The sequence below is a fragment of the Sphingomonas sp. Leaf37 genome (genome assembly GCF_920939475.1).
In the GTDB taxonomy this organism is placed as follows: domain Bacteria; phylum Pseudomonadota; class Alphaproteobacteria; order Sphingomonadales; family Sphingomonadaceae; genus Sphingomonas.
The window spans coordinates 424,267-437,749 of record NZ_CAKLAX010000002.1 but is presented as its reverse complement, the minus strand read 5'-3'; the positions used below and the strand labels follow the sequence as shown (position 1 = coordinate 437,749).

Annotated in this window: 12 protein-coding genes; 9 read left to right on the top strand and 3 right to left on the bottom strand. The window is 66.9% G+C overall.

Features of this window, described 5'->3' with window-relative positions; translation table 11 throughout:
- Nucleotides 1-249: 249 nt before the first annotated feature.
- The 6 genes from LRA87_RS07395 (at nt 250) to LRA87_RS07370 (ending at nt 5,744) form a co-directional block, all read left to right on the top strand.
- A complete protein-coding gene (locus LRA87_RS07395) occupies nt 250-885 on the top strand; it encodes a phosphoribosylanthranilate isomerase (protein ID WP_230630609.1) in 636 nt (211 codons plus the stop codon).
- Entirely contained in the window at nt 882-2,126 is a 1,245-nt protein-coding gene (trpB, locus tag LRA87_RS07390) for a tryptophan synthase subunit beta (RefSeq protein ID WP_230630607.1), read from the top strand. The genes LRA87_RS07395 and trpB overlap by 4 nt, the downstream gene beginning before the upstream one ends.
- Nucleotides 2,123-2,926: a tryptophan synthase subunit alpha gene (gene trpA / locus LRA87_RS07385; protein ID WP_230630605.1), complete on the top strand. Its 804-nt coding sequence runs from the start codon at nt 2,123-2,125 to the stop codon at nt 2,924-2,926. Before trpB ends, trpA begins: the two co-directional genes overlap by 4 nt.
- On the top strand, nt 2,923-3,777 hold the full coding sequence (gene accD, locus LRA87_RS07380; protein WP_230630603.1) for an acetyl-CoA carboxylase, carboxyltransferase subunit beta: 855 nt from the start codon (nt 2,923-2,925) through the stop codon (nt 3,775-3,777). Before trpA ends, accD begins: the two co-directional genes overlap by 4 nt.
- A gap of 144 nt (nt 3,778-3,921) precedes the next feature.
- Nucleotides 3,922-5,247, top strand: a complete 1,326-nt coding sequence (locus tag LRA87_RS07375; protein ID WP_230630601.1) for a bifunctional folylpolyglutamate synthase/dihydrofolate synthase — start codon at nt 3,922-3,924, stop codon at nt 5,245-5,247.
- Between the two features lie 68 nt (nt 5,248-5,315).
- Nucleotides 5,316-5,744, top strand: coding sequence for a DUF6628 family protein (locus tag LRA87_RS07370; RefSeq protein ID WP_230630599.1), 429 nt, complete (start codon nt 5,316-5,318; stop codon nt 5,742-5,744).
- Nucleotides 5,745-5,748: 4 nt separating this feature from the next.
- On the opposite strand, the gene LRA87_RS07365 is transcribed toward LRA87_RS07370, so the two are convergent.
- A complete protein-coding gene (locus LRA87_RS07365; protein WP_443024850.1) occupies nt 5,749-7,152 on the bottom strand; it encodes an AmpG family muropeptide MFS transporter in 1,404 nt (467 codons plus the stop codon).
- Nucleotides 7,153-7,203: 51 nt separating this feature from the next.
- Nucleotides 7,204-7,638 (bottom strand): response regulator, encoded by a 435-nt coding sequence (locus LRA87_RS07360; protein WP_230631183.1) that lies wholly within the window; start codon nt 7,636-7,638, stop codon nt 7,204-7,206.
- Nucleotides 7,639-7,751: 113 nt separating this feature from the next.
- On the opposite strand from LRA87_RS07360, the gene LRA87_RS07355 reads away from it, so the two are divergent.
- Both LRA87_RS07355 and rsmD read left to right on the top strand, forming a co-directional pair.
- Nucleotides 7,752-9,104, top strand: coding sequence for a pseudouridine synthase (locus LRA87_RS07355; RefSeq protein WP_230630597.1), 1,353 nt, complete (start codon nt 7,752-7,754; stop codon nt 9,102-9,104).
- Nucleotides 9,101-9,637, top strand: coding sequence for a 16S rRNA (guanine(966)-N(2))-methyltransferase RsmD (gene rsmD, locus LRA87_RS07350; protein ID WP_230630596.1), 537 nt, complete (start codon nt 9,101-9,103; stop codon nt 9,635-9,637). The genes LRA87_RS07355 and rsmD overlap by 4 nt, the downstream gene beginning before the upstream one ends.
- Here the strand turns inward: rsmD and LRA87_RS07345 are convergent.
- Entirely contained in the window at nt 9,628-10,902 is a 1,275-nt protein-coding gene (locus tag LRA87_RS07345; protein ID WP_230630594.1) for an MFS transporter, read from the bottom strand. The two genes, rsmD and LRA87_RS07345, sit on opposite strands and share 10 nt — an antisense overlap.
- Nucleotides 10,903-11,172: 270 nt before the next feature.
- On the opposite strand from LRA87_RS07345, the gene LRA87_RS07340 reads away from it, so the two are divergent.
- Nucleotides 11,173-13,452: an ATP-dependent helicase gene (locus LRA87_RS07340; RefSeq protein ID WP_230630592.1), complete on the top strand. Its 2,280-nt coding sequence runs from the start codon at nt 11,173-11,175 to the stop codon at nt 13,450-13,452.
- The last annotated feature ends 31 nt before the right edge of the window (nt 13,453-13,483 follow it).

Below are 13,483 nucleotides of genomic sequence, written 5' to 3'. Positions count from 1 at the left end.
ATATGGAGCGTTCGGGGTGCGCGGGACGGACTTAAGAAGCCCGCATCGTATCGAATCATCGCCTCTGTCCTGCACACCAGCGTTCCTGTACGGCCTTGTGATCATGCTTCGTTCTTCGTCACCATGATCGCGCGGCCGTCATTTGGTGTCACACAGGCAATGCATGATGACGACATCCGGACGTTGCCTTTCAAGTTCTCAGCTCCCTCAACTGCCGCATTCCCTGCCTCGAAGGTCGATTAGACTGCCATGTCCGTCACAACCAAAATCTGCGGCCTGTCGACACCCGCCACCATCGATGCGGCGTTGCGCCATGGTGCGACGCACATCGGGCTGGTGTTCTTTCCTCCGTCACCGCGCCACCTGGGTTTCGCCCAAGCCGAGCAACTGACGGCCCGCATTCCCGATCATGTCGGCCGGGTCGGCGTGTTCGTCGATCCGGACGACGAAAGCATCGAACGTGCCCTCGTCAGCGGCCGGCTCGACGTGTTGCAACTGCACAAGGTATCGCCGGACCGCGCTGCGGCGATCCGTGCGCGCACCGCCCGCGCCATATGGGCAGCCGTCGCGGTCAAGACCCGCCTCGATCTCGATGCCGCACGATCCTTTGTCGGGGCGGCTGACCGTATCCTCTACGATGCAAAGACGCCCGACGACGCCCGATTGCCCGGTGGCATGGGGCTGCGATTCGACTGGTCGCTACTCGACGATTTTCGTCATCCGCTGCCCTGGGCGTTGTCGGGCGGCCTCGACCCGACGAACGTCGCTGCGGCCATCGCCCGCACCCGTGCCGATCTCGTCGACGTATCCTCGGGCGTAGAGAGCGCGCCGGGGGTCAAGGATGTGGACAAGATCGCCGCCTTCCTTAAAGCGACGCAGCCATGACAGCCTCCACCCCCGCCCCCAATTCCTTCAGGGCCCAGCCGGACGATCGCGGCCATTTCGGCGCGTTCGGCGGCCGCTACGTCGCCGAAACGCTGATGCCGCTGATCCTCGATCTGGAGCGGGAGTATCGCGCCGCCAAGGCCGATCCTGCGTTCGCCGCTCAGTTTGACGACCTGATGGAGCATTACGTCGGCCGTCCGAGCCCGCTCTACCATGCGGAGCGTCTGAGCGCTGCTATACGCGAAGGCGCAGACGCGGGCATGGGTGCTCAGGTCTGGTTCAAGCGCGACGAGCTGAACCACACCGGCGCGCACAAGATCAACAATTGCATCGGCCAGATCCTGCTCGCAATCCGCATGGGCAAGACGCGGATCATCGCCGAGACGGGCGCGGGCCAGCATGGCGTCGCTACCGCCGCGGTCTGCGCACGCTTCGGCCTGCCCTGCGTAATCTACATGGGTGCGAAAGACGTCGTCCGTCAGCAGCCCAACGTGTTCCGGATGAAGCTGCTCGGCGCCGAAGTACGCCCGGTCACCAGCGGCGCGCAGACGCTGTCGGATGCGATGAACGAGGGCCTGCGCGACTGGGTCGCGAACGTCCACGACACCTTCTACATCATCGGCACCGCCGCCGGCCCTCACCCCTATCCGGAAATGGTCCGCGACTTCCAGAGCATCATCGGCCGCGAAGCCCGCGCGCAAATGCTCGCCCGCACCGGTCTCCTGCCCGACCTGCTGGTTGCGGCGATCGGCGGCGGATCGAACGCGATCGGCCTGTTCCACCCCTTCCTCGACGACCCCGAAGTGGGGATGCTTGGCGTCGAGGCCGCTGGCCATGGCCTTGAAGGCAGCGAACATGCCGCCAGCCTGGCGGGCGGCTTCCCCGGGGTGCTTCATGGTAACAAGACCTATTTATTGCAGGACGAGGACGGCCAGATCGCCGAAGGGCATTCGATCTCCGCCGGGCTCGATTATCCCGGCATCGGGCCGGAACACGCATGGCTGCGCGATATCGGCCGCGTCGAATACACCAACGCCACGGACACGCAGGCGCTCGACGCCTTCCAGTTGCTGTGCCGGACCGAGGGGATCATTCCCGCGCTGGAACCGGCGCATGCCATCGCGGCGGTGACGACACGCGCGCGGACGATGCGCGACGACCAGATCATCCTCGCCAATCTGTGCGGTCGCGGCGACAAGGATATCTTCACCGTCGCCGAAGCGCTGGGCGTGGCGATATGAGCGCGCGGCTGGCACGTGCCTTCGCAGAGCGGCGCCCGGCGCTGGTGACCTTCGTCACCGCTGGCGATCCGACGCCGGAGGCTACCGGGGCGATCCTCGACGCGCTGGTCGACGGCGGCGCCGACGTCATCGAACTCGGCATGCCTTTCACCGATCCGATGGCCGACGGTCCGGCGATCCAGGCGGCCAACATCCGCAGCCTTGCCGCCGGGACCCGTACGGCGGATATCCTGAAGATCGCGACCGCCTTTCGAGAGCGTCATCCCGACGTACCACTGGTGCTGATGGGCTATGCCAATCCGATGCTGCGTCGCGGCCCCGGCTGGTTCGCCGAGGCGGCTGCCGCTGCCGGCGTCGACGGCGTCATCTGCGTCGACATCCCGCCCGAAGAGGACGACGCGCTGGGCCCCGAGCTACGCGCACGCGGCATCGATCCGATCCGTCTCGCTACGCCGACGACCGATGCGGCGCGCCTGCCGCAGGTGCTGTATGGTGCCTCCGGCTTCCTCTATTACGTCTCGGTCGCCGGTATCACCGGTTTGCAACAGGCGGCGCAGGGATCGATCGACCAGGCCGTCGCCCGGCTGAAAGCATCGACCGACCTGCCGATCGCGGTCGGCTTCGGTGTCCGTACCCCCGAACAGGCCGCGGCGATCGGCAAGGTCGCCAACGGTGTCGTCGTCGGCTCCGCGATCGTCGAGCTGGTCGCAACGCATGGCGCGGATGCACCAGCCGCCGTGCGGACCTATGTACAATCCTTGAGCGAGGCGCTCGCCTCCACGCGAAAGGCGCTTTCATGAGCTGGATCAGCAACGTCCGCAACGCCCTGCCGTTCGTCGCCAAGCGCGAATCGTCGGACGAGAATCTCTGGCACAAGTGCAAGGGCTGCGGTCAGATGATCTTCGCGCGCGAGCTGGAAGAGAATCTGTACGTCTGCCCCAAATGCGACCACCACGAACGGATCGGCCCGAAGCAGCGCTTCGCCCAGATCCTCGATGAGGGCAGCTGCGCGGAACTGCCGGTCCCCAAGGTTCCCGAGGATCCGCTCAAGTTCCGGGATTCCAAGCGCTACACCGACCGTCTGAAGGCAGCACGCACATCGGCGCAGGAACAGGACGCGCTGATCAACGCGCGCGGTACGATCCTGGGCCATCGCGTCGTCATGGGCGTGCAGGACTTCGCCTTCATGGGTGGATCGATGGGCCTCGCGGTCGGCGAAGCCTTCGTTCGCGGTGTCGAGGCGGCGATCAAGGACAAGGCGCCGTACGTCATCTTCACCGCTGCGGGCGGCGCACGCATGCAGGAAGGTATCCTCAGCCTGATGCAGATGCCGCGCAGCACGGTGGCGATCCAGATGCTGCACGATGCCGGTCTGCCCTATGTCGTCGTGCTGACCGATCCGACGACCGGTGGCGTTACCGCAAGCTATGCGATGCTCGGCGACGTGCAGATTTCCGAGCCGGGTGCGCTGATCGGCTTCGCTGGACAGCGGGTTATCGAGAGCACGATCCGCGAAAAGCTGCCCGAGGGATTCCAGCGCGCGGAATATTTGCTCGATCACGGCATGCTCGACATGGTGGTGCATCGCAAGCAGCTGCGCGACCGGCTGGCGACGGTGATCGGCTATCTGACCGCGGCGAAGGCGGCCTGACGCCGTCCTCGCGCAGGCGGGGACGCATAGCCACGATGTTCGCGATGATACCGGCACGTCAGCCACTAGCGATTTCCGGCCGCGCGGACATGACGACACGAGGGTTCGGTGCAGTTGCGCGCCGAGACCGAGCGGACTGAGGACATGCCAGACCACGCCACCTCCTCCGACGCCGCCGTGCAGGCGCAGCTGGACCGATTGTGGTCGCTGTCGCCGGGCGCCGACGTGCTTGGACTAGAACGGATCACGCAGCTGCTGGCGCGGCTGGGCGACCCGCACCACGCACTGCCGCCGGTGTTCCACGTCGCGGGGACCAACGGCAAGGGTTCGACCTGCGCCTTCCTTCGCGCGGCACTGGAGGCGGCGGGTCACGACGTCCACGTCTTTTCGAGTCCGCATCTCGTCCGCTTCAACGAACGTATCCGGATCGCCGGGCGGCTGATCGACGATCCCTCGCTGGCGGCGCTGCTGGAGGAGGTGCTCGACCACAGCGATGGGATCGGTGCGAGCTTCTTCGAGATCACGACGGCCGCAGCCTTCCTCGCCTTCGCGCGGACGCCCGCCGCAGCGACGATCGTCGAGGTCGGTCTCGGCGGACGGCTGGATGCCACCAACGTCCTGCCCCGGCCGGCGGTAACCGGGATCGCGGCGCTGGGGATGGATCACGAAGCGTTCCTGGGGAACCGCATCGTCGATATCGCCGGCGAGAAGGCCGGGATCGCCAAGCGCGGCGTCCCGCTGGTCACGATGAATTACCCGGCACCCAGTCGAGACCGCATCGCCGATATCGCCGCACAGGCGGGCGCGCCGGTGATCGCACGCAATGCGATGTGGTGGAGCGAGGCGGACCGGGGCACGTTGCGCTATCGCGACGCCAAATTCGCCGTGACCACGCACCGGCCCCGGCTGGTCGGGGCGCATCAGTCACGCAATCTGGCGCTCGCTATCGCCATGCTGCGCCATCAGGACGCGGTGCCGATGGGTGAGGCAGCATTGCGTGCCGCTGCGGATTGGGCGCGCTGGCCCGCGCGGATGCAGCGGCTGAATCGAGGACCGCTCCGCGACCTGCTGCCGCCGGGATGCGAGCTGTGGCTCGACGGTGCCCACAATCCCTCCGCCGCGCAGCCCGTGGCGCGCGCGTTGCGCCACATTGCGGATGGGCGTCCGGTCGTGCTCGTTCTCGGCATGCTTGCCAACAAGGATGCGGCCGGCGTCCTGCGTCTGCTCGCCCCGGCGGTATCGCGGATGATCGCCGTGCCGGTGCCCCATCACGCCTGCCATCCCCCCGCTCACCTGCGGCGGATCGCGACAGGCCTCGGGATCGCCGGCGAACCGGCGGACGACCTGCCGCAAGCCGTTGCCCGGGCGGTATCCGATGCCAATACCGATGCCGACACCGTCGTGTTGATCGCCGGTTCGCTATACCTTGCCGGTGAAGCGCTCGCCTTGAACGGCGAGGCACCGGACTGAGTGATTATTGAGATTGACTTGCAATAGCGGAGGATAGAATGTCGGCGGCGAACACAGGAGTCGCCATCATGACCGACCTCACCACTACGATCGCCGCCCTTCCCCATGCGCTGCCGGCTTGTCCGAATGCCCGGATCGCGCTGTTCGCGCTTCGGCGGATGGGGGCGCACGGCCTGCATGATGCGCGTGCCAGCCATGCGATGTTCACGGCGTTCGGCCAGGATTTCCGCCGGCCGCTCGTCTTGATGCGTGCGCTGATGGCGGAGCTGGCGGGGACTGCGGCGGACACGATCGCTATCGCGCCATGTTGCTGCCCGCGGATGACCGCCGCGGAACGGACGATGCTGACCATCCTGTCGCGGGTGGAGACGGCACCGGACGCGGCGCGGCTGCTGCTCGGCGACCTGCTCGGCGTGCGGCGCGTCGATGGCGTGCTGGCGAGCGCAGCCGTCCTCGCCACCGCCTTCGCCGACGATGGCCGACCGATCTGCGCCTGACCGATCAGGCTTGCGGGTCGTCCGCGCGCACGTCGCCGTCGCCAGCGACCCCTGCGGTGCCGATCGACCGGTCGACCAGTCCGGAACGGCTCATCCACCAGAATAGCAGCACGCCGGGCAAGGCGGCGACGGTGGTGCCCCAATAGAAGTTCACATAGCCGAAGTTGTCGACCAGCCGCCCCGTCGTCGTCGCGGTCAGCACGCGCCCGACGATGCTCGCCGCCGCAGAGATCAGCGCATATTGCGCGGCGGTAAAGCGGAGGTCGCAGAGCGCGGAGAAATAGGCGATGACGGTCACCCCGCCGATGCCGCTCGACATATTTTCGAACGCCATCGCCGCCGCCAGCCCGATATTGCTGTGCCCCGCCGCGGCGAGCAGCGCGAAGCTGGCGTTGGACAGCATCATCAGCACGAGGCTGAGCAGGACCGAATGTTTCAGCCCAAGCCGCGCATACAGCACACCGCCGATCGCCAGCCCCACCCAGAATGCCCAGAAACCGATCACCACGTCGTACAGCGCGATCTCGTCGTTGCTGAAACCCAGATCGTCGAGCAGCAGACGCAACGCCTGCTGCCCCAGCGTATCGCCGATCTTGTGGACGAGGATGAAGGCGAGGATGATCCACGCGCCGTGCCTGCGGAAGAATTCGGTGAACGGCCCGACGATCGAGGCGCCCAGTTCCGCCATGCCGCGGCGCCGGACCGGCGCGCGCCGGCGCTGCGGTTCGCCACGCAACACGGCGACGATCATCGCGGGCAAGGCGAACAGCACACAGGCAAGATAGGCGACGTGCCAGTTCGATCGCGCCGCGATCACCAGCGCCAGCGATCCCGCCAGCACCGCTCCGATCTTCCAGCCATATTGCGTCATGCCGGACCCGATGCCCATCTGGTTGGGCTCCAGCGTCTCGATGCGGTACGCGTCGATGACGATGTCGTAGGTCGCACCGGCGAAACCGACCAGGATCGCGGCGACGACCGTCGCCTGCAGGTTGGCGGCCGGATCGACCAGCGCCAGGTTGATCACCGCCAGCATCACCAGCACGCCCGACAACAGGATCCACGATACCCGCTGCCCCAGACGACCGATCACCGGCAGCCGTACGCCGTCGACCATCCATGCCCATAAGGGCTTCAGATTGTAGACGAGGAACCCGAGCGTGAACGCCGTGATCGTCGCCTTGTCGAGGCCATCCTGCTTCAGGCGGGTGGTCAGCGTGGCACCGATCATCGTGAACGCGAGCCCCGATGAAATCCCCATGAAGAACACCGCGATCGGCCCACGTTCGGCATAGGGAGCCAGCGGCGCCAGTCGGCTGCGGATCGCGGGGGACCGGCGCATCGCGACGATCAGGAGTACGGCCAGCGCCGCGACGATCAGGAAATACAGATTGCTGCCGGTCAACATCGGCCGGACACTAGCGGGAATTTTCGCCGCGACCAGCCGGTTCGGAAACGGTCAGACGGTCGGGACGCCGAACAGGCGGAACCCCGCGGGCAGGCGCTTGTGCTTGCGCCCCGCGATCGTCGCCTCGATCGCCTCAATCGCGCCGATCAGATCACGCTGCTGATACGGTTTGTCGAGGCATCCAGCCGCCAGCGCGGCGGCTTCCGCCGGCAGATTGCCGGTCACGAACAGAACCGGCACCCCCCGTTCGCCGGCGACACGCGCGACATCCAGCCCCGAGCCATCGGCAAGATTGACATCGACGAGCACCAGATCGACCTCGGCCGCCGAACGCAGCACGTCGCGTGCATGGGCCACGCGATCCACCGTCGCGACGATCTGGTAATTCGCCTCCGTCAGCAGATGTTCGGTATCGAAGGCGATGAGCGGCTCATCCTCGACGACGAGGAGCCGGACGATCGAGCGCTTCTTCTTCCCGAACAGCATCAGCCCGCTCCCCGGCGTCACCAGATTGTTACGCCTGCGCCACATAACGCGTGCCGGCGTGATCGGGCGCAAATATTTTCGCCTGGGGGACGAATGCGCGTTATGGGCGCATCATGGCCCAGACCGCAGACCCTCGCACCGGCGACCGTATCGCCAAACTACTCGCGCGCGCAGGCGTTGCCAGCCGCCGCGAGGTCGAACGCATGATCGAGGAGGGGCGCGTCGCGCTCGATGGCAAGGTGCTGGACACGCCCGCGACCATTCTCCGGTCGCTGCAGGGCGTCACCGTCGATGGCCAGCCGGTCGCCCTGCCCGAGCCGACGCGGCTGTTCCTGTACCACAAGCCGACCGGCCTGCTGGTGACGGAACGCGATCCCAAGGGGCGGCCGACGATCTACGACCGGCTGCCCCGCGACCTTCCAAGGCTGGTGCCGGTCGGTCGGCTCGATCTCAACACCGAAGGGCTGTTGTTGCTGACCACCGACGGCGGCTTCAAGCGGCAGCTCGAGCTCCCCTCCACCGGCGTCGAACGCAGCTATCGCGCGCGCGCCTATGGCAACGTGACCCAGCAACAGCTGGAGGAACTGGCCGAGGGTGTGGAAATCGAGGGCGTGCGCTACGGCTCGATCGATGCCAATATCGAACGGCGTACCGGTGCGAACGTCTGGATCGAGGTCACGATTACCGAGGGCAAGAACCGCGAAGTGCGGCGGGTGCTCGAATATCTGGGCTTGCAGGTCAGCCGGTTGATCCGCACCCGCTACGGCCCGTTCGTGCTCGGCGACCTGCCCGTCGGCGGGGTCGGCGAGGTCAAGCAGCACGAGGTCGTCGCCTTCCGCCGCACGCTGAAGGGCGGTGCGCCCGACGAGCCCGTGGTCGAGGCACCACGCGACGGCTTCCGCTCGGCACCGACGGTCGATCGCAGCGCCCGGGCGCGCACCCGCGTCGAGCAGGCGCCCCGACCCGTCACGCCCGCCCGCAAGCCGGAGACCTTCAAGCCCCGGCGCGAACCAGAGCGCACGGGAGAGGTCGCTCGCGCGGGCTTCCGCAAGGCTGCGACGACGGATCGCGCCGCCCGATCGCGCGACCGCGGTGAACCGATGCCGAACGCGCGCGAGGCGCAGGAGCGGCCCTCCCGCGCACGACCTGCCGTCGAGGGCCAGGGCCGCCGCGCACCCCGGCGCAGCGACGCCGAGGCCAGCGGCGTGGCGGCACGTCCGGCGAAACCGGGTGGTCGGCCGAACCGCGACGGGTCCCCGACGCGTGACGATCGCTCCGCCTCGTCCGGTCGCCGCGACCGGACGCCATCGGACCGCGACGCGCCGCGTAGCAGCCCGACCGGAAATGGCGGGCCGCGTTCGCCGAAGCCCGGTGCACGTCCGCCACGGCGCGACGGACCATCCTCGGGTGGTGCGCCCCGGCCTGCTACGCCCGGCGGCCGTCCTCCGCGGGGTCGCCGTCCATGAGGGTCATCGCCGGACAATGGCGCGGCCGTCCGCTGGTCGCGCCCAAGGGTGACGCGACCCGCCCGACCGCCGATCGCACCCGCGAGGCACTGTTTTCGATGCTGACCAGCAGGCTCGGCAGTTTCGAGGGGCTGGCGGTCGCCGATCTGTTCGCGGGGTCGGGCGCGCTCGGGATCGAGGCACTGTCGCGTGGTGCGGGGTCATGCCTGTTCGTCGAGCAGGATGGCGCGGCACTGGATGCGCTGAAGGCCAATCTCGCCAAACTCGGCACCCGCGCCGATGTGCGTGCGGGTTCGGTGATGGCGCTCGGCCCGGCGAGCGCGCCGCTGGACCTCATCATGATGGACCCGCCCTATGGCACGGGCGCAGGACTGGTCGCCCTCGACAAGCTTGCTCGTCTCGGCTGGATCGGTCCGGCGACGTGGGTGAGCCTCGAGACCGCCAAGCCGGAGGAGGTCTCGCCCGCAGGGTTCACCGTCGATGCGAGCCGCGTGCACGGCAAGGCCCGCCTCACCCTGCTGCGTCAGCTCTGATCCGTATGTCCGCGTAACAGCGCCAGCCCGCCCAGACTGAGCAGACCTGCACCGACCAGATACAAGCCGATCCAATTCAGTCCGCGCGGTGCCAGCGCCTCCGCCGCCAATGGCGCCAGCGCCCCGCCGATGATGCCCCCCAGATTGAATGTCATCGACACGCCGGTGTAGCGTACGCCGGCGGGGAACAGGCTCGGTAGCCAGCCACCGAGCGGCCCATAAGCGAACCCCATGACGAACAGGGCGAAGGCCAGCCAGAGGAAGATCACGAACAGCGATCCCGCGCCCAGCATCGGCCCCATCAGGACGCCGGCGACGATACAGCCGAGGAAGCCGATCACCAGCATCCGTTGCGCACCCGTGCGATCCGCGATCACGCTCGCGACGATCACGCCCGCGGCCAGAAACAGGATCGCAGCCAGTTCGACACCCAGCATCGCCTGCCGGCCATAGCCCAGCGTCCTGGTGCCATAGCCGAGCGTGAACGCCGTCGCGAGATAGAAGAGCGCGAAGCAGGCGACCACACCGCCCGTCCCCGCCAGCAGCGCACGACCGTGATGACGGATCAGGGTCGCGATCGGCACCTTGGGCAGTGCCTCCGCCTGCGACGCCTCGATGAACACCGGCGTCTCGGTCAGCTTCAGCCGCACCCACAATCCCAGCGCGACCAGCACCGCGCTGACGAGGAACGGCAGGCGCCAGCCCCAGTCGCGAAACTGCTCCTCGCTCAGGATCAGTCCCAGGATCAGGAACAGCCCGTTCGCCATGATGAAGCCGACAGGCGCCCCCAGCGGCGGGAACATCCCCCAGGTGTTGCGGCGATGCGGCGGCGCATTCTCCACCGCCAGCAACGCCGCCCCGCCCCATTCGCCGCCAAGGCCCAGCCCCTGCCCCAGCCGCATCAGGCACAGCAGCATCGGCGCCACCCATCCGACCGAGGCATAGGTCGGCAGGAATGCGATCGCGACGGTCGATCCGCCCATCAGCATCAGGCTGGCGACCAGCGTCGACTTGCGCCCCACCCGATCGCCGAAATGCCCGAACACGATCGCCCCGATCGGCCGCGCGACGAAGGCGAGGCCGAAACTGGCGTAACTCAGCATCTGCTGCGCGGTCCCGCTCTCCGCCGGGAAGAACAACATGCCGAACACCAGCGCCGCGGCGGTCGCGTAGATATAGAAGTCGTAGAATTCGACGGCAGTGCCGACCAGACTGGCGGTGAGAATGCGGCGCGGGGACGCGGACGGTGCGACGATCTGGCTCATATTCGCACCCTAACCGCGAAATAATGGGAGCGGGCAACATTCTTGAAATCCGTTCGCAACAATCCGCGCCTAGAAAGGGGTTGTCGCTGCTCCTCTCCCCCTGTGGGTAGCGACGCGCCGGTCGCCTCCCCTGTCGACCGGCTCTCCCTGAACTACGGGGCGGTCGCTCAAGCGGCTGCCCCGATTTTTCACGGGTTCTCCAGCGATCTCGATCGGCGCGCGTACGGATCGGGGTTGCCCGCATCGTCGCCGTTCCCTACCTGTTCACCGGTGACCGATACCGCCACCCACCTGCAAGATCCGCCCTATCTCAAGGGCCTGAACCCGCCGCAGCGCGAGGCCGTGCTGACCACCGAAGGCCCGGTGTTGATGCTGGCCGGCGCCGGTACCGGCAAGACCGCCGCGTTGACCGCACGACTGGCGCATCTGCTCTTTACCCGCAAGGCGTGGCCGTCCGAGATCCTGAGTGTCACCTTCACCAACAAGGCCGCACGCGAAATGCGCGAACGCGTCGGCCGACTGGTCGGCGATGCGGTGGAAGGCATGCCGTGGCTCGGCACCTTTCACGCTATCGGCGCCAAGATGCTGCGCCGGCATGCGGAACTGGTCGGGCTGCAATCCAACTTCACCATCCTCGACACCGACGACCAGTTGCGCTTGCTGAAGCAGTTGATCGTCGCCGCCGACCTCGATGAAAAACGCTTTCCCGCGCGTAGCCTCGCGGGCCTGATCGACGACTGGAAGAACAAGGGGCTGGTGCCCGCCGACATCGATGCCGGCGAAAGCGAGCGCTATGCCAACGGGCGTGGCGGCGAATTATATGCGCAATATCAGGCTCGGCTGAAAACGCTGAACGCCTGCGATTTCGGCGACCTGCTGCTTCACATGCTGACGATCCTGAAGACGCATCCCGACGTGCTGCGTATGTATCAGGAACGCTTCAAATACATCATGGTGGACGAGTATCAGGACACCAACGTCGTTCAGTATCTGTGGCTGCGGCTGCTGGCGCAGCAGCGCAAGAACATCGCCTGCGTCGGCGACGACGATCAGTCGATCTACTCGTGGCGCGGCGCTCAGGTCGAGAACATCCTGAAGTTCGAGAAGGATTTTCCGGGCGCAACCGTCATCAAGCTCGAACAGAATTACCGGTCGACCCCGCATATTCTGGGTGCCGCCTCGGGCGTGATCGCCAACAACGGCGGACGACTCGGCAAGACGCTGTGGACCGAACTCGATACGGGTGAAAAGGTCCGCGTTCTCGGCGTCTGGGATGGTCCGGAAGAGGCACGCCGGGTCGGCGAGGAGATCGAGGCCTGCCAGCGTAATGGCAAGACGCTGGACGACATCGCCATCCTCGTTCGCGCGCAGCACCAGACGCGCGAGTTCGAGGATCGCTTCATCGCGATCGGCATGCCCTATCGCATCGTCGGCGGCTTCCGCTTCTACGAGCGCGCCGAAATCCGCGATGCCCTCGCCTATCTCCGCATCGTCAACCAGCCGTCCGACGACCTTGCGTTCGAACGCATCGTCAACGTTCCCAAGCGTGGGCTCGGCGACAAGGCGCTGGCCAAGATCCACCAGCTTGCCCGGATCGAGGGCGTGCCGCTGACGATCGCATCGGCGCGCATTCTGGATACGGACGAACTCACACCGCAGGCCCGGCGCGCGCTCGGCAATCTGGTCGGGGATATCGCCCGGTGGCGCGACCGGGCACGCGACCTGCCCCATGCCGAACTCGCCCGCCAGCTGCTCGACGAAAGCGGGTACACCGCGATGTGGCAGGCGGAGAAGTCGGTCGAGGCGTCTGGCCGCCTCGAGAATCTGTCCGAGCTCGTCCGAGCGATGGAGGAATATGAATCGCTGGGCGCGTTCCTCGAACACGTCAGCCTCGTCATGGACAAGGAAGGCGGCGCGCAGGACCCGCAGGTGACGATCATGACGATCCACGCCGCCAAGGGACTGGAATACGACACGGTCTTCCTCGTCGGCTGGGAGGAAGGACTGTTCCCCTCGCAACGATCGCTGGACGAAGGCGGGACGAAGAGCCTGGAGGAGGAACGCCGCCTCGCCTATGTCGCGATCACCCGGGCGCGGCGCCGCGCGGTCATCCTGCATGCGTCCAACCGGCGGATATACGGGCAGTGGACATCGAGCATTCCCAGCCGCTTCGTCGGCGAACTCCCGCCCGAGCACACCGATTCGGAAACGACGATGTCGGGCGGCGAAAGCCTGTGGCGCGCCAACTGGAGCGAGCGGGCGGACCCGTTCGCCGATGTCGGCCGTGGCACCGGTCGTGGCCCGGGCTGGCAGCGTGCTGCGGGAGCGGGTTCGAACTTCACAACCGCTCCCACACGGCTTGTCGAAAGCCGGTCGAGCGCGGTCAGCATCGGCAACAAAGGCCGAAGCGACCTGTCGGTCGGCTTGCGCGTCTTTCACCAGAAGTTCGGCTATGGTGAGATCGCGGAAATCGAGGGCAACAAGCTGGAGATCGATTTCGAAGCCGCCGGGCGCAAGCGGGTGATGGACAGCTTCGTCACGCTCGGTTGAGGCGACCGGTGCGGCCGCACGAATTTAGCCG